Source organism: Pseudomonas farris (assembly GCF_019145235.1).
Lineage (GTDB): Bacteria > Pseudomonadota > Gammaproteobacteria > Pseudomonadales > Pseudomonadaceae > Aquipseudomonas > Aquipseudomonas farris.
Window position 1 is genome coordinate 348,105 of sequence record NZ_JAHSTV010000002.1, and the last position, 21,515, is coordinate 369,619.

17 protein-coding genes and 1 pseudogene are annotated in these 21,515 nt (G+C 59.9%); 5 read left to right on the forward strand and 13 right to left on the reverse strand.

Features of this window, described 5'->3' with window-relative positions:
- Positions 1 to 24: 24 nt before the first annotated feature.
- The 7 genes from KVG95_RS04875 to KVG95_RS04905 all read right to left on the reverse strand — a co-directional run bounded on the left by KVG95_RS04875 (position 25) and on the right by KVG95_RS04905 (position 7,521).
- Positions 25 to 1,677 carry a BatD family protein gene (locus tag KVG95_RS04875; protein WP_217854724.1) on the reverse strand — a complete coding sequence of 551 codons (1,653 nt, stop codon included), beginning with the start codon at positions 1,675 to 1,677 and terminating at the stop codon, positions 25 to 27.
- The gene (locus tag KVG95_RS04880) at positions 1,674 to 3,410 is read right to left on the reverse strand and encodes a tetratricopeptide repeat protein (protein ID WP_217854725.1); all 1,737 of its coding nucleotides are present in this window, start codon (positions 3,408 to 3,410) and stop codon (positions 1,674 to 1,676) included. Before KVG95_RS04880 ends, KVG95_RS04875 begins: the two co-directional genes overlap by 4 nt.
- Positions 3,407 to 4,486 carry a vWA domain-containing protein gene (locus KVG95_RS04885; protein ID WP_217854726.1) on the reverse strand — a complete coding sequence of 360 codons (1,080 nt, stop codon included), beginning with the start codon at positions 4,484 to 4,486 and terminating at the stop codon, positions 3,407 to 3,409. Before KVG95_RS04885 ends, KVG95_RS04880 begins: the two co-directional genes overlap by 4 nt.
- Positions 4,479 to 4,973 (reverse strand): DUF4381 domain-containing protein, encoded by a 495-nt coding sequence (locus KVG95_RS04890; protein WP_038984065.1) that lies wholly within the window; start codon positions 4,971 to 4,973, stop codon positions 4,479 to 4,481. The genes KVG95_RS04885 and KVG95_RS04890 overlap by 8 nt, the downstream gene beginning before the upstream one ends.
- Positions 4,970 to 5,914: a DUF58 domain-containing protein gene (locus KVG95_RS04895; protein ID WP_052967568.1), complete on the reverse strand. Its 945-nt coding sequence runs from the start codon at positions 5,912 to 5,914 to the stop codon at positions 4,970 to 4,972. The genes KVG95_RS04890 and KVG95_RS04895 overlap by 4 nt, the downstream gene beginning before the upstream one ends.
- A gap of 5 nt (positions 5,915 to 5,919) precedes the next feature.
- Entirely contained in the window at positions 5,920 to 6,879 is a 960-nt protein-coding gene (locus KVG95_RS04900) for an AAA family ATPase (protein WP_007901181.1), read from the reverse strand.
- A gap of 288 nt (positions 6,880 to 7,167) precedes the next feature.
- Positions 7,168 to 7,521: a hypothetical protein gene (locus KVG95_RS04905; RefSeq protein ID WP_123494334.1), complete on the reverse strand. Its 354-nt coding sequence runs from the start codon at positions 7,519 to 7,521 to the stop codon at positions 7,168 to 7,170.
- 502 nt (positions 7,522 to 8,023) lie between these two features.
- On the opposite strand from KVG95_RS04905, the gene KVG95_RS04910 reads away from it, so the two are divergent.
- Positions 8,024 to 12,931: an NAD-glutamate dehydrogenase gene (locus KVG95_RS04910; protein WP_217854727.1), complete on the forward strand. Its 4,908-nt coding sequence runs from the start codon at positions 8,024 to 8,026 to the stop codon at positions 12,929 to 12,931.
- Between the two features lie 201 nt (positions 12,932 to 13,132).
- On the opposite strand, the gene KVG95_RS04915 is transcribed toward KVG95_RS04910, so the two are convergent.
- From KVG95_RS04915 to pdxR, 3 genes are all read right to left on the reverse strand, one after another.
- Positions 13,133 to 13,549 carry a cupin domain-containing protein gene (locus KVG95_RS04915; RefSeq protein WP_217854728.1) on the reverse strand — a complete coding sequence of 139 codons (417 nt, stop codon included), beginning with the start codon at positions 13,547 to 13,549 and terminating at the stop codon, positions 13,133 to 13,135.
- Positions 13,550 to 13,774: 225 nt separating this feature from the next.
- A complete protein-coding gene (locus KVG95_RS04920; protein ID WP_008010413.1) occupies positions 13,775 to 14,068 on the reverse strand; it encodes an antibiotic biosynthesis monooxygenase family protein in 294 nt (97 codons plus the stop codon).
- A gap of 123 nt (positions 14,069 to 14,191) precedes the next feature.
- Positions 14,192 to 15,625: a MocR-like pyridoxine biosynthesis transcription factor PdxR gene (gene pdxR / locus KVG95_RS04925; RefSeq protein ID WP_217854729.1), complete on the reverse strand. Its 1,434-nt coding sequence runs from the start codon at positions 15,623 to 15,625 to the stop codon at positions 14,192 to 14,194.
- Positions 15,626 to 15,829: 204 nt separating this feature from the next.
- Between pdxR and KVG95_RS04930 the strand changes: the two genes are divergently transcribed.
- The 4 genes and pseudogenes from KVG95_RS04930 (at position 15,830) to KVG95_RS04940 (ending at position 18,776) form a co-directional block, all read left to right on the forward strand.
- Positions 15,830 to 16,270 carry a carboxymuconolactone decarboxylase family protein gene (locus KVG95_RS04930; RefSeq protein ID WP_217854730.1) on the forward strand — a complete coding sequence of 147 codons (441 nt, stop codon included), beginning with the start codon at positions 15,830 to 15,832 and terminating at the stop codon, positions 16,268 to 16,270.
- Positions 16,271 to 16,771: 501 nt separating this feature from the next.
- On the forward strand, positions 16,772 to 17,188 hold the full coding sequence (locus KVG95_RS04935) for a hypothetical protein (RefSeq protein ID WP_217854731.1): 417 nt from the start codon (positions 16,772 to 16,774) through the stop codon (positions 17,186 to 17,188).
- A 364-nt stretch (positions 17,189 to 17,552) separates the two neighbouring features.
- A pseudogene (locus KVG95_RS29695) lies at positions 17,553 to 17,663 on the forward strand (DNA repair protein); the annotation flags it as partial.
- A 132-nt stretch (positions 17,664 to 17,795) separates the two neighbouring features.
- Entirely contained in the window at positions 17,796 to 18,776 is a 981-nt protein-coding gene (locus KVG95_RS04940; RefSeq protein ID WP_217854732.1) for a LysR substrate-binding domain-containing protein, read from the forward strand.
- 110 nt (positions 18,777 to 18,886) lie between these two features.
- On the opposite strand, the gene KVG95_RS04945 is transcribed toward KVG95_RS04940, so the two are convergent.
- The 3 genes from KVG95_RS04945 to KVG95_RS04955 are packed head-to-tail and all read right to left on the reverse strand — an operon-like array spanning position 18,887 to position 21,466.
- Entirely contained in the window at positions 18,887 to 19,642 is a 756-nt protein-coding gene (locus KVG95_RS04945) for a metal-dependent hydrolase (protein WP_217854733.1), read from the reverse strand.
- A gap of 3 nt (positions 19,643 to 19,645) precedes the next feature.
- The gene (locus tag KVG95_RS04950; RefSeq protein WP_217854734.1) at positions 19,646 to 20,629 is read right to left on the reverse strand and encodes a fatty acid desaturase family protein; all 984 of its coding nucleotides are present in this window, start codon (positions 20,627 to 20,629) and stop codon (positions 19,646 to 19,648) included.
- Positions 20,630 to 20,632: 3 nt separating this feature from the next.
- The gene (locus KVG95_RS04955) at positions 20,633 to 21,466 is read right to left on the reverse strand and encodes a fatty acid desaturase family protein (RefSeq protein ID WP_225922905.1); all 834 of its coding nucleotides are present in this window, start codon (positions 21,464 to 21,466) and stop codon (positions 20,633 to 20,635) included.
- Positions 21,467 to 21,515: the final 49 nt, after the last annotated feature.

Consider the following 21,515-nt stretch of genomic DNA (forward strand, 5'->3'; position numbering starts at 1 on the left):
TGCCGAAGGCTGCGATCTTTTGATCTATTTCGGATAAAGCGGCGGCAACCCGGTATCGCCAACCAGATCCTGAACCCCCTCGGCCGTCGGAATCGCGCGAATCGCGCGCCAGAGATCTTCACCCTGCCAGTACTGGCCGGTTTCGCTGTACAGCGCGCCGTTCAGGCCATCGAGTGCATCGGACAGCGGCACAAAACGCGCCGCCATGTCGGCCAGGGTTTCCGGTTGTTGCCGGGCCCAGGCGTCGAGGGCCTGGCGGGTGGCATGAGTGTCGTTGGCCTGACAGGAGCGTTTGAGGTCGTCGAGCAAGGTGCGTGGGCTCGGGCCGGTTTGCGCGGCACGCAGGATCGCCGGTTGCCAGCGAGCGCGCCACCAGAGGCCAAAGCCCAGCAGGGTGGTGCAGGCCAGAATCACAGTGCTGAGTTTCCACCACCAGAGGGCTTCGTTGCTGGCGCCGGACATCGCCTGCGGGCTGCCCGCCGGTGTATCGACGATCAGGCTTGGATTGCTCGCCACTTGTAGCGTGCGGGCCGGCAGGCTGCTGTGTTCCAGGTGGTCCTCGAAGGTGTTCCACCAGACCACTTCAACGCTCGGCAAGTCAATGTTGCCGGTGCGGGTCGGCACCAGGGCTTCACGGTCCTCGCGACTGCCGATCAAGCCGCGCTCGCTGCTCTGGTTGCCCAGCACCGGTTGATCCGGATAGCGCCGCAGGCCGTTGATTTCGGTGGCGGGCAACGGTGGCAATTGCGAACTGGCGAGGCCTTCGGCGTTCAGGGTCAGGCTGCGGGTCAGCGAGTCGCCGACCTGCGCATGATCCGGTTCCGGGCTCCAGCTTTCGCTCAGGCTCAGGCTGCGGGCTGGCAGCCAGGGCACATCAGCCGGATACGTGCCGGGTTTGGCCTTGACCGTCAGCGGGATCTCGGCGGATTTGACGCGCATCAGCTTGCCCGGTTTCGGCCCTTGAGGTGTTGCGTCCTGGGACGGCCGGGTATCGACCGGCGTGGCACTGAACATCTGCGCCGGAATGGTCAATTCACCGCTGTGTTGCGGGTAGATCGCGTAGCGCATTTCGATCACGCCATGGCGCAATCCGTTGATGACTTTTTCGTAGGTGCGCGACTCGCCCAGCTGTTCGATGCGCGCATCGGGAATCTGCAGCGGGGTCAGGCTGCTGTCGTCGTACAGCGACACCGAATGGTAGATGCGCAAGGTCAGGATTGCCTGCGCCTGCACATAGACGCTGCTCTGGTCGAGGCTGGCCTCTATGAACACCGGCGCCAGTGTGTTGCTGCTGTCCTGGGTTTCGCTCTCGATCACTTGCACGGTAATTGGCTGGCTCTGGACGTCACCCAGTTGCAGCGACGGAATCACCACGCTGCCGTTTTGCCGGGGCAGCAGGGTGATGATCCAGCGGGTGGTCGCTTGGGTGTCGCCGTTGAGGGTGTTCAGTTGGTTGACCTGACGGGTGCCGCGCACTTCGAACAGCGGCTCCAGCGGGGTCAGGTCGGGTTTGCCGAACTGGGTCACGTCGCTGGTTTCCAGGGTCAGTTCGACCGTCTCGCCGGAATTCAGGCGGCTGCGATCGACGCTGGCGACCAGCTCCGCAGCCTGGGCCTGAACGGTGCAGAGCAACAGGGCGGGCAACAGTGCGAGCAAGAAGGCGGTGAAGCGGGTCATCGAGTTTTTTCCTGATCCTGATGTTGTTGCTGTTCGTACCAGAATTTGCGTCTGAGCAGTTCGCCGGGGTCATCCGGGATCTTGCGCAGCCATTGCTCCAGCGCCTGGCGCTGTTCGCCTTCAATCATGTCGCTGGCCGGGCGTCGCGGTGGCGTGGTGCTTTGTTCATCCCCCAACTCGCTGCCCGGGACTTCATTGGCGCCCGGTTGCGGTGGCGTCGTGGGCGGCTGCTCGGCGTCCGGGGTGGTTTGCTCGGCGTCGGCTTTCGGCTCGCCATTGCTGGGTTGGGTGGCGCTGCCCGGCGGCGGTTCCTGGGCGATGGTTTCGGTTTTTCCATCGGCGGTTTTGTCCGGCTCGACAGGCGGCGCTGAGGTTTTCTGTTTGAGCAGGCTTTCCACCAGCGCCTTGTTGGTCAGGGCCGGACGCAGATCCGGTTGACGTTCAAGCGCTTGATCGTAAGCATCCAGCGCTGCTTCCAGCTCACCGCTTTTGGCCAGGGCGTTACCCCGATTGTAGTGGGCGTGGGCGTCGGTGCCTTGGGCAAACCGCTGGGCGGCGCCACTGTAGTCGCCGGCTTCATAGAGCGCCACGCCTTGCCACTGCGGATTTTCGAAATGCTGCGCGGCCTCGGCCGGGCGCTTTTGTTTGAGCAAATGCAGACCCTGCTGATCGGGACGCAGCCACAAGTCTTCGAAATCGAAGGCGTAACTCGGTTGCGGCAGCAGAAACAACAGCGGCAGGCAGAACAGCCAACCCCGGCGCCCGGCACAGGCTGCCAGCAATAACAGTGGCAGCAGCAGCCAGTAGCCCTGATCGGCCCAGGTGTCGAGGCGCAATGTCTGGCCGTCGTTGCGCAGATCCCGTGGCCCATCGAACAGGCCAAGGCCGCGCAGGTCGGCATCGTCCAGTCGCGCCTGGCGATAACGTCCGCCCAGGCTGTTGGCAAAGGCTTTCAGGCTGGGGCCGTCCAGACGGGGCACCAGAATTGCGCCCACGTCATCCTTGAGGAAACTGCCGTCGTCCTGGGCCACCGGCGCACCTTCGGCGGTGCCGATACCGAGCATCAGAAATTGCGTGGACGTGTCGTCCAGCGCCTGACGAATCCCTTGGCGTTCCTGTTCCGTCAGTGACGAACCGATCAGCAGGATCCGACCCTGGCCGAGGGCGCCCTGATCCAGCAGTGCAAGGGCCTTGGCCACCGCCAGATCGGCACGATGACCGGCCAGGGGCATCAGCGACGGCTTGAGTGCATCCACCAGGTTGCGGCTGGTCGACAGGTCATCCGACAGCGGCACCAAGGTGTGGGCACTGCCGGCGTAGACGATGATTGCCGTCTGCGCATCGCTGCGGTTTTGCAGCAGGTCGAACAACTTGCGCCGGGCGTGTTCCAGCCTGTTCGGCGCCATATCGGTGGCGAGCATTTCCGGGGTCAGCTCAAGCAACACCACCAGCGGGTCGGCGGGTTTCTGGCTGGTTTGTTCGACACGCTGCCAGCTCGGGCCCAGCAAGGCCAACACGGTCAATACCCAAGCCAGACCAAGGGCGATCCATGGCAGTTTGCTTTCGCGACCGCTGCCACCACTGAGCAACGCAGCATGGAAGGCCGGCGGTAGAATCATTTGCCAGCGGCCGGCGCGTTTCTGCCGGTGCCAGAGTTGCCAGAGCAGCCAGCCCAGCAACGGCAACAACAGCAGCCACCAGGGACGGAACCAGTGCGGCCAGAGCGCAATCATCGACGCCTCCGCAGACGCAGGCGTTTGAGTCGCTGACGCCAGTCGGGCAGTTGCGTTTGTAGGAACCGCTCCTTGCTAAACAGCCGTTGCAACGGGTTATCCGGCCAGCGCTCGCGGATCACCAGCAGCATGCTCAACAGCAGCGCCATCGCCAAAGGCCAGTGATACAACGCTTGGGCCGGGCGGGCTTGGGTGGGTTGTTGAGTCACGGGTTCCAGTTGGTCGAGGGTGCGTTTGATCGCCTGCAGTTCCTCGCCGTTGTGGGCGCGAAAGTACTGGCCGTCGGTGGCTTGGGCGATGGCTTTCAAGGCCGGTTCGTCGAGGTCCAGGCTCGGGTTGATGCCCAGGAATCCCAGGGTGCCGCTTTGTTCCGGGTCGGCGCCGATACCGATCGGGTAGATTTTCACGCCTTCGTTGGCCGCCAGTCGTGCGGCGGTCAGCGGGTCGATCTCGCCGCCATTGTTGGCGCCATCGGTGACCAGAATCAGCACACGGCTTTGTGCCGGGCGTTGGCGCAGGCGTTTGAGGGCCAGGCCGATGGCATCGCCGATGGCGGTGTTCTTGCCGGCGATGCCGATCCGCGCTTCGTCGAGCCACACGCGAACGGTGTGCCGGTCGAAGGTCAGTGGCGCTTGCAGATAGGCCTGACTGCCGAACAGGATCAACCCGACCCGGTCGCCGTCGCGACTTTCAAGAAAATCACCGAGCAAATGCTGCACCAACGACAGTCGGCTGACGTCTTCGTCCTGCCACTGCATGTCGGGGAAATCCATGGAGCCGGATACATCCACCGCCACCAGCAGATCGCGGCCACTGGCGGCAACCGGCAGGGGTTCGCCGAGCCATTGCGGGCGCGCGGCGGCGATCAGCAATAACAGCCACAGCAAAATGAACGGTGCTTGCTGACGCCACGCCGGCAGATTCGCCCGGGCACGGCGGCGAGCGAGGCCTTCGAGGTCGCTGAGGAAGCTGACGTTGAGCGCCGGTTCGCCACTGTCGGCGACTGGCAGCAGCACCCGCATCAGCCAGGGCAGTGGCAGCAGGGCGAAGATCCACGGCCAGGCGAACTCAAACATGTTTGCGAATCCAGGTGTCGACTGCTTGAGTCAGGCCGGCGATGGCCTTGTCGTCGAGTTTGCATTCGGGTTTGTAGGCGCCTTCCACCAGCACCATCCAGCGCGTAAGGCCTGCAGCCGGGCAGCGGTTATCGAGGAATGCCAGCCATTTGCGCCCATTAAGGGTGTGGCTCTGGCTATAGGGGTAATGGTTGCGGCACAGGCGTTTGAGCAAGCCATTGAGTTGCTGCAGCCAGGCACCGGCCGGGGCGCCGTCGTAGGGCTTGGGCATCCGGGCGAGTTCGGCCAGCGCCGCGAGACGCACCGGGTCCAGCGGTTGTTCGGCGCGGACGACAGGGCGCTTGTTCGGAATGAAACGACGCAACTGCCACAGGCCGAAACCGATCAATGGCAGCAATAACAGCAGCAGCCACCAGCCCGGCGCCGGCGGCCAGAAGCCGATCGGTGGCGGGGAAATCAGCGGTTGCAGTTGATCGAGGCTGCTCATCGACCTTTCCCCGGACGCTGCGGGTTCAGGTATTCGCGCAGTTGCTCGACCATTTCACTTTGGGTGCTCAAAGGCATCAGCAATACCCGCAACTTTTGCGCCAGCAGCTCCCAACGGGCGATACGCGCTTCCGCTTGTGCGCGATAGGCTTGGCGCAAGTCGAAATTCAACGTGTCGAGTTCCAGCTGCGCGCCCCGTTCCGCAAAGCGTAGAAGGCCGGCAGCGGGCAGGGCATGATCCAGCGGATCGGACACGGGCAGCAGCAACAGGTCGCAATGACGTGACAACAGGCTCAACTGCTGCTCGGCACCGTCGGACAAGGCGCGTTCGTCGCAGATCACGATCACCAGGCTGCCGGGGCGCAATACTTCCCGGGCGCGACGCAGGGCAATGCCGAAGGCGTCGCGGTCCGGCTCGCGTTCGGTGTGCAGCGACTGATTGACCCGCACCAGTCGGTTGAGCAATTGCAGCAGGCTCTGTTTGCTGCGTCGCGGTTTGATTTCGTAGTGCTCGTCGTCGCCGAACACCAGCCCACCGACCCGGTCGTTATGGCCCAAAGCGGCCCAGCCAATCAGGCTCGCTGCCTGGGCGGCAAGCACTGATTTGAACATCAGCCCCGAGCCGAAAAACAGCCGGCGGCTTTGTTCGACCATGATGAAAATCGGTCGCTCGCGTTCTTCGTGAAACAGCTTGGTATGAGGCTCCTGAGTCCGGGCGGTGACGCGCCAGTCGATGCTGCGCACGTCATCACCGGCCTGATAGACCCGCACCTGATCGAAGTCCACCCCGCGCCCGCGCAGTTTTGAGTGGTGCAGGCCGATCAACGGGCTGCGCTGGCTCGGTGTGGAAAACAGCTGCACTTCACGCACGCGATGGCGCATCTCGATCAGCTCGGCGAGGCTGACACGGATGCCCGGCTCGGGCGGCAGGTGGGCGTTCATCGGGGTCAAGCGACGGCTACGACGTCGAGAATCCGCTGGACCACCCGGTCCTGGTCGATGCCAGCGGCTTCGGCTTCAAAGGAAAGAATGATGCGGTGGCGCAACACATCGAACAGCACCGCCTGAATGTCTTCCGGACTGACGAAGTCGCGACCGGCGAGCCAGGCGTGGGCCCGGGCGCAACGGTCCAGGGCAATGGAGCCGCGCGGGCTGGCGCCGTAGGCGATCCATTCGGCCATTTCCGGGTCGAACTTGGCCGGCGTGCGCGTGGCCATGACCAGTTGCACCAGGTATTCCTCCACGGCGTCGGCCATGTACAACCCAAGGATTTCCTTGCGCGCGGCGAAGATCGCCTGCTGGCTGACTCGGCGTTCAGGTTTGGTTTCGCCGTGCAGCGCTTCGCCGCGAGCCTGTTGCAGAATCCGGCGCTCGACGGCGGCGTCAGGGAAGCCGATTTTTACGTGCATCAGGAAACGGTCGAGCTGGGCTTCGGGCAGCGGGTAGGTGCCTTCCTGCTCGATGGGGTTTTGCGTGGCCATGACCAAAAACAGCGGCGACAGGTCGTAGGTGCTGCGCCCGACACTGACCTGGCGTTCGCCCATGGCTTCAAGCAGGGCCGACTGAACCTTGGCCGGGGCACGATTGATTTCGTCCGCCAGCACCAGATTGTGGAAAATCGGACCTTGCTGGAACACGAAGCTGCCGGTTTCCGGGCGATAGATTTCCGTGCCGGTGATGTCGGCCGGTAGCAGGTCGGGGGTGAACTGGATGCGATGGAACTGTGCTTCGATGCCTTCGGCGAGCTCTTTGATGGCCTTGGTCTTGGCCAGCCCCGGGGCGCCCTCGACCAGCATGTGGCCGTCGGCGAGCAAGGCGATGAGCAAGCGCTCGATGAGTTTTTCCTGGCCGAGAATCTGCGTTGAAAGAAAGGTTCGCAGCGCGAGCAGCGCTTCACGATGTTCCATCGATGACTGTTCCTGGAAAGGGTGACCGAAGACGTTCGAATAACGCCAGGGCTGGGGGCGTTACTTTAATCCATCGCGGGGTGCGGCGACTAACGGCATTTTGTGCAAAGTGCGGGAATTGACGGGTGAAATTGTTGGAAATTTGTAGGCGAGGGACAGGGTGGTGATCTGGCTGGCCTCTTCGCGAGCAAGCCCGCTCCCACAGTTAACCGCGTTCTTCCAGGAAAAATGCAATCGAATGTGGGAGCGGGCTTGCTCGCGAAGGCGTCCGTTCAGAGACCCTAAAACTCAGAGCTGGCTTATATAAGTACCAGTCCCCTTGAGGATGTTCTGCAAAGTCTCTTCCACTTCAGCCAAATCCTGCGCATCGGTGCTATGCAGGATCTCCAGCGAATCTTCGCCATCGAGCACATCGGCGTCCGCGGCGGCGATTTCGATCAGCAGGCGGTCAGGGCTTAAGGTGACTTTCACACCGTTGAGGGCCGAAGGCTTGTCGTGGAAGATGATCTCCAGCTCATCCTCGTCCGGAAAGCGGCTCATCAGGAACATTTCGCCCTCGGCGCTGGTGCAGCAGAGCATGGCCAAGTTGTCTTCTTCTTCGTCGCACGGATTGACGATCAAGAGGTCAGTTGTCATTTGCATGGGAAAATCCTGGCTCGGCGAGCGTGGTGAACGTAACAAAAGGCAATTCTGCCAGCCTCGGGGAATTTCTGCTCGGCTGAGTGTCAGAAGATGTGTCGTGAACATTCGGGGTGTTACTGGTCATTTTTGGCACGCATGTACCGCAAAACCGGGCATAAAGCGCCCGTTTTGCTGCGCGGCTGCTAGTGTTGTTCAAGGCACATGCCGCGAGTTGCGTGCCGATGACCGAATATGTCGCAGCGCTGCAAGCACGGCCCTTGCCGCACTCGTTAAGCTGCGCAACGGATGAGCACCCGTAAAGGCATTGCCTGTTGCCCTGGCAGTCGTTTTTGCAGATGCCCATTCTTGGAAGGTGAATGTGACCTGAGTGTCTCGTCCAGCTTCACCCACCTGTCATCCTGTTTCCTCTGCCCGAGAATCAGGAACAGGGTGACGGGATTGCCCCGAAAGGGGTTTGCACGCGACGCTTCCATCAATAACAAGCCCAAGCGGAGTACCACAGATGGCGTTCTTCACCGCAGCCAGCAAAGCCGACTTCCAGCACCAACTGCAAGCGGCACTGGCGCAGCACATCAGTGAACAGGCACTGCCACAAGTGGCGCTGTTCGCTGAACAATTCTTCGGCATTATTTCCCTGGACGAGCTGACCCAGCGTCGGTTGTCCGACCTCGCCGGCTGCACCCTTTCTGCGTGGCGCCTGCTTGAGCGCTTCGATCACGCGCATCCGCAAGTGCGCGTCTACAACCCTGATTACGAACGCCACGGCTGGCAGTCGACCCACACCGCGGTCGAAGTGCTGCACCACGATCTGCCGTTTCTGGTGGACTCGGTGCGTACCGAGCTGAACCGTCGCGGCTACAGCATTCATACCCTGCAAACCACTGTGCTGAGCGTGCGTCGCGGCAGCAAGGGCGAGCTGCTGGAAATCTTGCCGAAAGGCACCCAGGGCGAAGGCATTCTGCAAGAATCGCTGATGTACCTGGAAATCGACCGTTGCGCCAACACGGCCGAACTGAACGTCCTGAGCAAAGAGCTGGAGCAGGTTCTCGGTGAAGTCCGCGTCGCGGTCGCTGATTTCGAACCGATGAAAGCCAAGGTCCAGGAGCTGATCGAAGGCATCGACAACAGCCAGTTCATCATCAACGCCGACGAAAAGTCCGAGATCAAGAGCTTCCTGGAATGGCTGGTGGGCAACCACTTCACCTTCCTGGGCTACGAAGAATTCGTAGTAGGCGAAGATCAGAACGGCGGTCACATTGAATATGACCAGAACTCGTTCCTCGGCCTGACCAAACTGCTGCGCGCCGGCCTGACCGTCGATGATCTGCGCATCGAAGACTACGCCGTGAACTACCTGCGCGAACCAACGCCACTGTCGTTCGCCAAGGCCGCACACCCAAGCCGTGTCCACCGTCCGGCGTACCCGGATTACGTGTCGATCCGCCAGATCGATGCCAATGGCAAAGTCGTCAAGGAATGCCGCTTCATGGGCCTGTACACCTCCTCGGTGTATGGCGAAAGCGTGCGGGTCATTCCTTACATCCGTCGCAAGGTCGAGATCATCGAACAGCGTTCGGGCTTCCAGGCCAAGGCTCACTTGGGCAAGGAACTGGCCCAGGTGCTTGAAGTGTTGCCGCGTGACGACTTGTTCCAGACCCCGGTGGACGAGCTGTTCACCACCGTGATGTCGATCGTGCAGATCCAGGAACGCAACAAGATCCGCGTGTTCCTGCGCAAAGACCCGTACGGCCGTTTCTGCTACTGCCTGGCCTACGTGCCGCGCGACATCTACTCCACCGAAGTGCGCCAGAAGATCCAGCAAGTGCTGATGGATCGCCTGAAAGCCTCGGACTGCGAGTTCTGGACCTTCTTCTCCGAGTCCGTGCTGGCCCGTGTGCAACTGATTCTGCGCGTCGATCCGAAGAACCGTCTGGACATCGACCCGGTTCTGCTGGAAAAAGAAGTGGTACAGGCCTGCCGCAGCTGGCAGGACGACTACGCGAGCCTGGTGGTCGAGAGCTTCGGCGAAGCCCAAGGCACCAACGTGCTGGCCGACTTCCCGAAAGGCTTCCCCGCCGGCTACCGCGAGCGTTTCGCCGCCCACTCGGCTGTGGTCGACATGCAGCACCTGCTGAGCCTGAGCGAAAAAAATCCGCTGGTCATGAGCTTCTATCAGCCGCTGGCCCAGGTCTCCGGTCAGCGCATGCTGCACTGCAAGCTGTATCACGCCGATACGCCGCTGGCGTTGTCCGACGTGTTGCCGATCCTGGAAAACCTCGGCCTGCGCGTGCTGGGTGAGTTCCCGTATCGCCTGCGTCACAACAATGGCCGCGAATTCTGGATTCACGATTTCGCGTTCACCGCCGCCGAAGGCCTGGAACTCGACATCCAGCAACTCAACGACACCTTGCAGGACGCTTTCGTCCACATCGTGCGTGGCGATGCCGAGAACGATGCATTCAACCGCCTGGTGCTGACCGCTGGCCTGCCATGGCGCGATGTGGCGCTGCTGCGTGCCTACGCCCGTTACATGAAGCAGATCCGCCTGGGCTTCGACCTGGGTTACATCGCCAGCACCCTGAACAACCACACCGACATCGCTCGCGAGTTGACCCGGTTGTTCAAGACCCGTTTCTACCTGGCGCGCAAGCTGACCAGCGATGATCTGGAAGACAAGCAGCAACGCCTGGAACACGCGATTCTGACAGCTCTGGACGATGTTCAGGTGCTGAACGAAGACCGCATCCTGCGTCGCTACCTGGACCTGATCAAAGCGACCCTGCGGACCAACTTCTACCAGACCGACGCGCATGGTCAGAACAAGTCCTACTTCAGCTTCAAGTTCAACCCGCACCAGATTCCAGAGCTGCCGAAGCCGGTACCGAAGTTCGAAATCTTCGTTTATTCGCCTCGCGTTGAAGGCGTGCACCTGCGCTTCGGCAACGTAGCTCGCGGTGGTCTGCGCTGGTCCGACCGTGAAGAAGACTTCCGTACCGAAGTCCTGGGCCTGGTAAAAGCCCAGCAAGTGAAGAACTCGGTCATCGTGCCGGTGGGTGCGAAGGGCGGCTTCCTGCCGCGTCGCCTGCCACTGGGCGGCAGCCGTGACGAGATCGCGGCCGAGGGCATCGCCTGCTACCGCATCTTCATCTCGGGCCTGTTGGACATCACCGACAACCTGAAAGACGGCGCGCTGGTACCGCCGGCCAACGTCGTGCGTCATGACGACGATGACCCGTACCTGGTGGTAGCGGCGGACAAGGGCACTGCGACCTTCTCCGACATCGCCAACGGCATCGCCATCGACTACGGCTTCTGGCTCGGCGACGCCTTTGCGTCCGGCGGCTCGGCCGGTTACGACCACAAGAAAATGGGCATTACCGCCAAGGGCGCGTGGGTCGGCGTACAACGCCACTTCCGCGAGCGTGGCATCAATGTTCAGGAAGACAGCATCACTGTGGTGGGCGTCGGCGACATGGCCGGTGACGTGTTCGGTAACGGCTTGCTGATGTCCGAGAAGCTGCAACTGGTCGCTGCATTCAACCACCTGCACATCTTCATCGACCCGAACCCGGAGCCTGCCAACAGCTTCGCCGAGCGTCAGCGTCTGTTCGATCTGCCGCGTTCGGCCTGGTCGGACTACGACACCAGCATCATGTCCGAAGGCGGCGGGATCTTCTCGCGCAGCGCAAAAAGCATCGCGATTTCCCCGCAGATGAAAGAGCGCTTCGACATTCAGGCTGACAAACTGACCCCGACCGAACTGCTGAACGCCTTGCTCAAGGCACCGGTGGATCTGTTGTGGAACGGCGGTATCGGTACCTACGTGAAAGCCAGCACCGAAAGCCACGCCGATGTCGGCGACAAGGCCAACGATGCACTGCGCGTGAACGGCAACGAACTGCGCTGCAAAGTCGTGGGCGAGGGCGGTAACCTCGGTATGACTCAGCTGGGTCGTGTCGAATTCGGCCTCAATGGCGGCGGTTCCAACACCGACTTCATCGACAACGCCGGTGGTGTGGACTGCTCCGACCACGAAGTGAACATCAAGATCCTGCTGAACGAAGTGGTACACGCCGGTGACATGACCGACAAGCAACGTAACCAGTTGCTGGCGAGCATGACCGACGAAGTGGGCAACCTGGTGCTTGGCAACAACTACAAGCAGACTCAGGCCCTGTCCCTGGCGGCACGCCGTGCCTTGCCGCGGATTGCCGAATACAAGCGTCTGATGAATGATCTGGAAGGCCGCGGCAAGCTGGATCGCGCCATCGAGTTCCTGCCGGCTGAAGAGGCAATCAACGAGCGCGTCGCGGCGGGCCATGGCCTGACCCGTGCCGAGCTGTCGGTGCTGATCTCCTACAGCAAGATCGACCTCAAGGAAGCGCTGCTCAACTCCTTGGTGCCGGACGACGACTACCTGACCCGCGACATGGAAACCGCTTTCCCGCCGACGCTGGTGAGCAAGTTCTCCGCTGCCATGCGCCGTCACCGTCTGAAGCGCGAAATCGTCAGCACCCAGATCGCCAACGATCTGGTAAACCACATGGGTATCACCTTCGTTCAACGACTCAAAGAGTCGACCGGCATGAGCCCGGCGAATGTTGCGGGGGCATATGTAATAGTTCGGGATATCTTCCACCTCCCGCACTGGTTCCGGCAGATAGAAGCCCTGGATTATCAGGTATCGGCCGACGTACAACTGGAGCTGATGGATGAGCTGATGCGTCTGGGCCGTCGCGCTACGCGCTGGTTCCTGCGCAGCCGTCGCAACGAGCAGAACGCTGCCCGTGACGTCGCACACTTCGGTCCGCACCTGGCGGCGTTGGGCCTCAAGCTCGACGAACTGCTGGAAGGCCCGACCCGCGAAGGTTGGCAGACCCGCTACCAGGCTTACGTCGCTGCTGGCGTGCCTGAGTTGCTGGCGCGCATGGTTGCAGGCACCACTCACCTGTACACCTTGCTGCCGATCATCGAAGCTTCGGATGTGACCGGCCAGAACGCAGCGGACGTGGCCAAGGCCTACTTCGCCGTGGGCAGCGCGCTGGACATCACCTGGTACCTGCAACAGATCAGCGCTCTGCCGGTTGAAAACAACTGGCAGGCCCTGGCCCGTGAAGCGTTCCGTGATGACGTCGACTGGCAACAACGTGCGATCACCATCTCCGTCCTGCAACAGGGCGACGGCACCCAGGACGTGGAAACACGCTTGGCGCTGTGGATGGAAGAGCACGAAGGCATGATCGAACGCTGGCGCGCCATGCTGGTGGAAATCCGTGCCGCCAGCGGCACCGACTACGCCATGTACGCGGTGGCCAACCGCGAACTGCTGGACCTGGCGTTGAGCGGTCAAGCGGTGGTGCCTACCACTGCCAATATGACTGCCAGCGCCGAGCTGGAACCGGCTGCCTGATAGGCGTTGAATGAAAAAGCCCCGTCTCGAAAGAGATGGGGCTTTTTTTTGTCTGAAGGTTTTGTGGTGTCTGGTCTGGCGCTTTCGCGAGCAAGCCCGCTCCCACAGTGGATTTCTGTTGTGCATATATTCCACATACACCCACGTTCAAATGTGGGAGCGGGCTTGCTCGCGAAGAGGCCATCAGCATCACCTCCGCGATCAGTTCTCCAAAGGAATCAACACTTGCTCATCCGGGGCCAACACCATGAACACCAACAGCTTGGCGGGTTGGGTGGCACTGGCGTTTTTCGAGACCAGATGTTCCGACCCGGCCGGTTCGTACCAGAACTCGCCGGCCTTGTAGGTAATCGCTTTTTCACCTTTGACTTGCGAAATGATCTCGCCCGAAAGCACATAGGCCATCGCCGTGCCTTGGTGTTTATGGGCGATGGACGATTGGCCCGGCTCGTAATCGACTTCAATCATCAAGGCTTTTTTACCGGGTGCATTCTTCAGCATTTGGTCCTGCAGGATGGTGACTTTTTCTGAAGGGGCAGTCTCATGGGCGAAGGCCGAGGCTGAGACGCTAAGCGTCAGGGCGGCGAAAGGGGCAGCAAAAAAACGGAGCGCATTCATGGTTGATTACCTGAGGTGGTGAGTCGTCAGGGACCACAGTAAGCCGCGCTATCGGGCAATCAAACGGCCAATTTTCGGGAAGGTGAGGGGACCAATCAAGCAAGTCAAAATCAAAAGATCGCAGCGTTCGGCAGCTCCTACAGAATTTGCGTCCGCCCGATGTTTCAAGGGTGTACGCGATTCCAATGTAGGAGCTGCGGAACGCTGCGATCTTTTGATCTTGTTTTAGACGATTGGAAAGCTGTTGAAGTCGACGGCATTGGCCAGTCGGCTGTCGATCAGGCCGATAAAGCCTTGCACTTCGGGGCAGTTGAAATGCGATTGCATGGCCGCTTCCGATTGCCAGCGGGCGCTGACTGTCCAGCGGGTGTCGTCCTCGGGGCAGCGGTCGACCATATAGGAGTCACAGCCCGGAAGTTCACGCAGGGTGTCGACAATCTTTTGCAGTTGCTTACCCAGTTCGTCCGAGCGGCCGGCGGCGGCCTGCACCTTTACGGTGTTGATCACTTCGTTGGACATTACTCACACTCCTGAATCAGGCCGGACGAATCCTGCTCATTGAGGGATAACGCCCAATCAGGATAGGCCTGCCCCCCCAGACCGCCAATAGCCAATCGCCAGATAAAGCCGCAGACCAATCCTTCAGCCGAGTTGCTGCAAAATGTCCCGCAAACGGTCCAGGGCGATGTCGATGTCCAGGGTTTCGATCGCGCCGAACCCCAGGAAAAGCCCGGTCCGCGGCGCTTGCTGGTAAAAAAAGCTGTCCAGTGCATAGAGCCCCACTTCGACTTTTTTTGCCAACTCGATCACCAATGGAATATCCACCGGCACCTTACACAGCACCGCCATGTGGAACCCGGCCGTGGTCGGCACCGCTTCAAACCACGGCGAAAGGTCACCCGCCATGCGCGCCAGGATCCGTTCACGGCGCCCGGCGTAAATCGTATGGCAGCGTCGGATGTGCTTGAGCAGACAGCCTTCGGCGATGAACTTGGCGAGCGCCCATTGGGGCAGGGTAGAGGTGTGCAAGTCGGTGAGCTGCTTGGCGCGGATCACCGCTTCGAGAATCGCCGGCGGCAAAATCGCGTAACCCAGCCGCAGCTCCGGCAACAGGGTCTTCGAGAAAGTGCCGACATAGGCGACGATGCCGCGCTCATCCAGGCTTTGCAGCGAGTCGGTGGGCCGGCCTTCGTAGCGGAATTCGCTGTCGTAATCGTCTTCGATAATGATCGCCCCCAGCTCATAGGCCCTTGCGAGCAGTGCTTCCCGGCGGGGCTGGCTCATGGGCATGCCCAAAGGGAACTGGTGGGACGGGGTGACGTAAATCAGCCGGGTGCCATCGGGAATGTGCTCGACCTGAATGCCTTGCGCATCCACCGGCACGCCAACCACCGTCGCGCCATGGCTCCCGAACAACAGACGCGCTGGCGGGTAGCCGGGGTCTTCCATGGCGACGAGACTGCCCGGTTGGGTCAACACCCGGGAAATCAGGTCCAGCGCCTGCTGCGCACCGTTGCACACCACCACGTCTTCGTCCTGACAATTGACCCCGCGCGAAAACGCGATGTGCCGTGCGATCGCATTGCGCAGCGCCGGCAGGCCTTCAGGCAGGCTGTAGAAACCTTTGGAACCGGCAATCTGGCGCAAGGCATGGGAGGTGCAGCGGCGCCAATCGTCCTGCGGAAACTGGCCTTTGCTGGTGGCACCACCGATGAACTCGTAACGCAGCGAGCCTTCCAGCGTCGGGTGGCGCAAGAACGTCGGCAGGCTGCGCCAGCGTTCGATGACATCAAAACTCGCCAGCTCCGAATGGCTCTGCTTGCGGACGATTTTTGCCGGCCGGGCATTGACGTAGGTGCCTTTGCCGATCACCCCGGTGAGGAAGTTTTCGTAGGTCAGTTGCGCATACGTGTCGGAAATGGTCTTGCGCGAAATCCCCAGTTGTTCGGCCAGCAAGCGGCTGGGCGGCAGCTGCGTCCCGGCTGTCAGGCGACCGGATTCAATGGCGTCGCGCAGTTGCCGGTACAACTGGCCTGCCAGGTCCTTGCGGCCGTTGATGACAACATGAAGTTCCATACCGGCGGGGCTCCTGGGGCGGTTGAGGCGACTGTGCGTCGCGCCAGATTACCCGCATGAACGGCTGCGCAGAAGTTGCGTGGTCGAAAAACCTGCGATTGGCCTGTTGCCGGGCGGTCAATGGTTTTTTCGCTGAATTGGGTCTGTAACACGGGTGCATCGGTGGCTAGTGTGGAGGCACTGATTCGATCCATGAGGTCGCCCATGAACGCCCGTCTTGATTACTACAGCGCATCGCCCAAAGCGATGAAAGCCATGATCGCCCTGGAGGCCTTGACCCGCGACCTGAGCATCGAACCGGCCTTGTTGCACCTGATCAAAATCCGCGCCTCGCAGCTCAATGGCTGCGCGTTCTGCACCGATATGCACTCGGTGGACGCGCGCCGCTTTGGCGAGAGCGATCGCCGGCTGTATGCAATTGTGGTCTGGCGCGACAGTAACTTCTTCAACCCTCGGGAGCGGGCGGCCCTGGCCTGGACCGAAGCGGTGACCCTGCTTTCGGAAAGCCACGTACCGGACGACGTTTACGCACTGGCCCGGGAGCAGTTCAGCGAAGGTGAACTGGTCGACCTGACGATGGCCGTCAGCACCATCAACAGCTGGAATCGGCTGGCGGTGAGCTTTCGGCAAACGCCCAGTGATTGATCAATGAGGAGTGTGGCGAGGAGGCTTGCCGCAATCCATGTGGGAGCGGGCTTGCTCGCGAAGAGGCCGGCCCATCCATCACAAGACCCACAGTGAGACCACTAAACAAGCACTGTTTAAACGACACTTCCAGATGCTCCATCTCTTCGAGCGACTCAAGTGCAATTCCCGCCAACAGTATCCCACCCTCAAAATCGCGCACGAAAACGAAACCCTGAGCCGCTCCCGATCGGCACAGCGATACTAAAATCGTCTATGCCTTGACGTCACAGATAGTTGATATTTGGCCGGTTTGTTTCTGAACAGAAAAGAATGCCCCTCATGCTGTAAATCTGTCTACTGTCAAGTTTGACAGTAGACAGATTTATTGCGGTGGGCGTATCACTCGCATCGACAACGTCATTCTTGAGGTTGCTAATTGAAAACTTTCAGATGGTGTCATGGATGCCTTTTATATTTTCAAATAAAAGGTGCGCGACTCTTCGATAGGATGAACGAAAGATGAATATTGAAACTAAGGTGAGTGTCAATACTGTCGGTACCTTCGAGGTGAAAACTGATGGTCGAGGAAATATAAGAGCAGATGTAGTTTCATTTGAAGAGACCCGTGTTGGCTTTCAGGTTTGGGTTGGGGAGGGGGTCGGCGGGGCAATGGAACCTAAAAAGCTCTTTAAGATTGTTTTTCCGCGAAAGACAACCGGGCATTATAGTGTTGATAAACTGAAGGCGGAGCTTCTTGACTATTCGGATGGACACCACTTTGAGTATATCCCTTTGACGGGCCAAGTGATGGTGTGGTTAACAAAATCACCTCGACGGGTCCGCGGGATATTTTACATGGACATGAAAAATATCGGGGAATCATTCGGGCCTCCAACGCTAAAAGTTACTGGGTCTTTCGATTTGAGTAACAGCTAGTGTCTATGAGGATGTGAGTTTTTTATTGTTAGCGTTATGCCGACAAGTTATTAAGTGTTTCGGTATAGCGCTAATTAAAAAATTAATTCCCCAGTCAATTGGCGTTTGCCCCGACGTCACCACATGTTCCAACCTTCTACACGAAGCTTTCATGACAAAAGTTCGGTAGCACATCGCCATTCCGGTCATGCCCATGTGATGCGCTTGAGGGGCCTTTTTTTCGCTTTTCACAAGCCGAGGGCGGGAAACCGGGAATGAGGGAATGCCTTGCTGCAAATGCCCGAGTGAACTTCGCGTTGCTGCACACCTGGCTGGGCAAACACGCAGCGACGTAGACAACAAGCAATTGAGTGGGCCGAACGCTGGTCGAGAAGCCGAACGTGCCCGGCTCGAGACGCAATTGGCTGAGCGTGACACACAAATGCAGCAATGTTCGGTCAAGAATCAACAGATATACGGCGCGGCCAAGGATGTCGGTGCAGGGCGAATTTCTGGTGATGAGAGCAAGCCCCTCGCCAGATGAGCCCGCATACAGGTTTCTCACTGGTTTAAAGAATTTCCATCGCGCTGGAAGCAATCAAAAACAAAGATCGACAAGGAGTCATCGATGTCATTCATAGAACCCACAGGACGTCGGGATGTTGTCGAATACCGATTCCCGCAGGGGCCATCCGAGTTCTGGCTGGCACAGGCCGCGGGGATTGATGCGGAGGTGGCGCAATACTTTCTGGTCAGCGCACGTTGCGGCTGTTTCATGCAAGCCGCGCGCAGCCTCAATGTGCGGGCGACCCAGTTGCGTAAGCACCTGGCGCAGCTGGAAGATCAGCTGCAACGTTCGCTGTTCAAGTCCCAGGGCAGCGCGTTGACCTTGAGTCGTGACGGACAGCAGTTGCAGGCGCAGTTGATTGCATTGGTGCACGAGCGCAAGTTGCCGGTGATTGAACAGCCCTTGATTCGCCTGGCCGTCGCCGAATCGATCCTGCACGACATCCTAGGCCGTGATCTGGTCTCGCTGCTGCGGCGTAACGCCAGTGTGCGTCTGGACATCATTTCCCTGGACAGCGAGCTGTCGCTGCGAGCGATCAGTGCCGATGTGGTGGTGTGGCTGGCGGGCACCGATTCGCCATTGCCGGGCCCCAGTTTCGCCATCAGCGAACCCCAGCGTCTGGCACGGCTGGATTATCTGCCGCATATCGCCAAACGGTATTCACGGGTCGCGGCGCGGCCGGACAGCCTGGGTGACCTGGCCGATTTCATGCTGGTGCAATGGCAGCACGATCGCCAAGTCACCGCTTTTTGCCCATGGAACAGTCTGGTGGAGCAGCGACTGGCGGGGGTGGTGCAACTGCATTCCTATGAGCTGATGCTGGAGATGATCCGTTGCAGCGCCTGCATCGGTTTGTTGCCGCACTACATGAGCCAATTCGACCGGGGACTGGTGGCATTGCCCGGGCTCTTCAAGCAACCGATGCAGCGTCAGGTGTGGATGGCGGTCAATGCCGACTCCCGGAATGAGGCCGAGGTGCAGGGGATCGTCGAGTTGATCTACAACACGTTCAGCGAGCGGCGGGAGTGGTTCGAAGGCTAGCCACTGTTCAAATGTGGGAAGGAGCCTGCTCGCGATAGCGATCTAGCGATCTAGCAGTCAACATCAACGTTGAATGTGATGGTCCCTTGGCGAGCCAGTGCCTTCCGAAATCAGCTTTTTTTCAGCGGAAGAAAGTAGGCGGCCCATCTGATTGCCATCAACGCCAGGTTGGCGCCATCGCGAAACACCAAGCTGCCCGCGGCACGCCGTACTTGCTTCGAGCTGACGCGGCCGCGGGCGATGTCGAGGCGGGCAAAACTGTGCATGTGGCGAATGACATCGAATGCCATGAGCCCCGATGCTGCCAGGAAAAAGAAAATCCGCTGCCAATAGGGTATGCCCAGCGACCGCACCAGGTCCGTGGTGACGTGCTGGTGCGCCACTTCTTCAGCGCAATGCCATCGCCACAGGCGGGTCTGTGGTGACTCCTTGACCGAGAGCAAACCGTTCTTACGCAAGGCGGCAGCGGACATGACGGCCGTCACGTGCTCGAACGCGGCAGCCAATGCCAGTTGCGCATTGAGTGACAATTTCGACTGAAGAGCCTCGAGATCTTTTTCGATCATGTGCTCGAACTTCTTGACTTCAAACCCCTGGGTTTCCAGTTGCTGGTTGTACCGCCGGTGCGCTCGTTGGTGGGCACGTTCCTCGGCCACGAAGCTGCGCGAATGTTCGGCAAGCGCCGACGTTTGCTGTAATCGCAACGCGGATGACTCCACCACCGAAATCACGAATTGCTCACCCGCAGGAAGCAGTACCGAACAAGCATCGAACAGATAGGTCTTGATCGATGTGTCGTTCCAGAATGGATTGAAGATAGTGGCCTCTTCACTATTGTCGGATACAGGCTGCTCGAGGTAATCCATGGGTCAATGGCTCACACATGAGCGCGGGGTGTCGGCGGCAGCGATCTCGCGAATCAATCCCGAGAAATAACCTCGCGTGATTTGCGCCTGCCGGGCATGTGCCTCGTCTTTCGCGAGCGCTTCATGCACCTGCCTGAGGCGAAAGCACGGCACGGCAGGATACAGGTGGTGTTCGGCATGAAAGCCGACGCCGTGGGGGGCGATCAACAAGCGTTCCCACCAGGTTGCAATCACCGTTCGGGATGCTCCGGGACCGGGGTTGGGCATGGCGAAGTGTTCTGCCACATCGCGCCAATACAGCAGGGCCATCAACACGGTAAACAGAGGCAGGAGCCAATACACCAAGGCCGCCAGCCAGAGGTGGAACCAGGTGAGAACTCCCGCGAGCAAAACGGCAAAAATCCATTGGCGATACCGCGTGGAAGGTGGGCATTGCGACGCCATTTTTGACGTCACCAAGGCCGTTTTCAACTCGTGGAAGCCGTAAAGCCCTGCGCAGTGTTTCAGCAACAGGATGGCAATGTTGAACGCGGATTTTGGAAACGTGAATCGGTCCTGTCCCTTGCATGAAACCCAGTTGGGATCGTGGTCGGTTGCGGTATGCCGATGGTGGGCGGTGTGGTCGCGACGAAACCCGAAAATGGTGATGGTGAATGGGATTGCCGTCAAGAAATCGCCAAGCGTGTCGTTGAGTACAGGGCGAGTCCGGCTGAACTGCCGATGTGAAAACTCGTGCATCAGAATGAGTAATGCATGCTGCCTTGTGCCGATGAACACCACGGCCAACACCGAGGCCCAAATCGTGCCTGCGTACATTGCCAGACCTGCTGTACACAGGATAAGCACCCACTCGAGAACCGTGGCGGCGAGTAAACGCAATGGGGCGGGTTTGCCCCACTCCAATAGCTGGGCGCGCTCTACAGTGCGGATGGGGTGTTGGGTCTCGGCAGTCTTTGTGTGCCGTGGTTCGATAGCTGCGTCTGTCATGGCTTACTTCCAGAGTCGGGGACCGAGTCGCATCCAGGTCGCAAAGAAGGTGGGGAGGTCCGTCACGCCGCCTGGCTTGCATTCGGCCAGAGCCCTCGATCGAGCGTGAGCATGGAACCAGCGCGTCGCCGGCGCCTCATGGTGAATGCGGTGCAACGAGCGATGCAGGACGAGCCAGGACAGTGGCGTTGGCAGATATAAATCGGTCGTGATGTCAGAGGGCGCGCGGCGCAGATCCTGAGCCGAGATAGGTACTCCATAGTGCTCGGCCTGGGTCAGCCAGAAATCCAGCCAGGCAAAAATGCAATACGGAAGCAGGTAGGCGCATACGATTTGTCGAGGCACCTCATGGATGCCCAAAGCCAGCGCTGCGACGAAAACGGCGAGAAAGGCATTGTTCCAGCGCCAGCGCCGGAGCGCATGAGGAGGTGTGTAGCGTCGGGAAAAAATATTGATGGAAACGGCAACCCACAGTTGCTCAACGGCGCCAAACAGGCTGATCAGGCGTGTTCGCCATGTCTGTTGGTACAGCAAACCTTCGGGATCATCGGTCTGGCACGTTTTGCGATGGTGTTCGAGGTGAAAGCAGCGGTAGCCCACGAAGTTGACGCCGAAAATGGCAGCCGTGAACACACCCACTGCATCGTTCAGACGCGTGCCAACGAGGAACTGGCGATGCACACATTGATGTTTGGCCTCCTGAACCCCGATCATCAGAATCGCCTGAAATACTATCAGCGGAGCAATGGCCAGCCAGCCGAGCGCCTCGTGCGCAGCCAGCCAGACAATCGCGGCCGTATTCAAGACGCACAGGGCCATGAACAGATAGCTGGGCATGTTGGAGCGCAATGAATGAAAGGCCGCCAAGCTGGTATCTACATGACGG

Bases quoted from the DNA above. Each gene is read 5' to 3' on its own strand.
- KVG95_RS04905 (WP_123494334.1), bottom strand. From the start codon at position 7,521: ATGCAAATGACAACTGACCTCTTGATCGTCAATCCGTGCGACGAAGAA.
- KVG95_RS04950 (WP_217854734.1), bottom strand. From the start codon at position 20,629: ATGACAGACGCAGCTATCGAACCACGGCACACAAAGACTGCCGAGACC.
- KVG95_RS04895 (WP_052967568.1), bottom strand. From the start codon at position 5,914: ATGAACGCCCACCTGCCGCCCGAGCCGGGCATCCGTGTCAGCCTCGCC.
- pdxR (WP_217854729.1), bottom strand. From the start codon at position 15,625: ATGGAACTTCATGTTGTCATCAACGGCCGCAAGGACCTGGCAGGCCAG.
- KVG95_RS04915 (WP_217854728.1), bottom strand. From the start codon at position 13,549: ATGAATGCGCTCCGTTTTTTTGCTGCCCCTTTCGCCGCCCTGACGCTT.
- KVG95_RS04940 (WP_217854732.1), top strand. From the start codon at position 17,796: ATGTCATTCATAGAACCCACAGGACGTCGGGATGTTGTCGAATACCGA.
- KVG95_RS04945 (WP_217854733.1), bottom strand. From the start codon at position 19,642: ATGGATTACCTCGAGCAGCCTGTATCCGACAATAGTGAAGAGGCCACT.
- KVG95_RS04955 (WP_225922905.1), bottom strand. From the start codon at position 21,466: ATGCCCAGCTATCTGTTCATGGCCCTGTGCGTCTTGAATACGGCCGCG.
- KVG95_RS04910 (WP_217854727.1), top strand. From the start codon at position 8,024: ATGGCGTTCTTCACCGCAGCCAGCAAAGCCGACTTCCAGCACCAACTG.
- KVG95_RS04875 (WP_217854724.1), bottom strand. From the start codon at position 1,677: ATGACCCGCTTCACCGCCTTCTTGCTCGCACTGTTGCCCGCCCTGTTG.
- KVG95_RS04885 (WP_217854726.1), bottom strand. From the start codon at position 4,486: ATGTTTGAGTTCGCCTGGCCGTGGATCTTCGCCCTGCTGCCACTGCCC.
- KVG95_RS04900 (WP_007901181.1), bottom strand. From the start codon at position 6,879: ATGGAACATCGTGAAGCGCTGCTCGCGCTGCGAACCTTTCTTTCAACG.
- KVG95_RS04935 (WP_217854731.1), top strand. From the start codon at position 16,772: ATGAATATTGAAACTAAGGTGAGTGTCAATACTGTCGGTACCTTCGAG.
- KVG95_RS04930 (WP_217854730.1), top strand. From the start codon at position 15,830: ATGAACGCCCGTCTTGATTACTACAGCGCATCGCCCAAAGCGATGAAA.
- KVG95_RS04920 (WP_008010413.1), bottom strand. From the start codon at position 14,068: ATGTCCAACGAAGTGATCAACACCGTAAAGGTGCAGGCCGCCGCCGGC.
- KVG95_RS04890 (WP_038984065.1), bottom strand. From the start codon at position 4,973: ATGAGCAGCCTCGATCAACTGCAACCGCTGATTTCCCCGCCACCGATC.
- KVG95_RS04880 (WP_217854725.1), bottom strand. From the start codon at position 3,410: ATGATTGCGCTCTGGCCGCACTGGTTCCGTCCCTGGTGGCTGCTGTTG.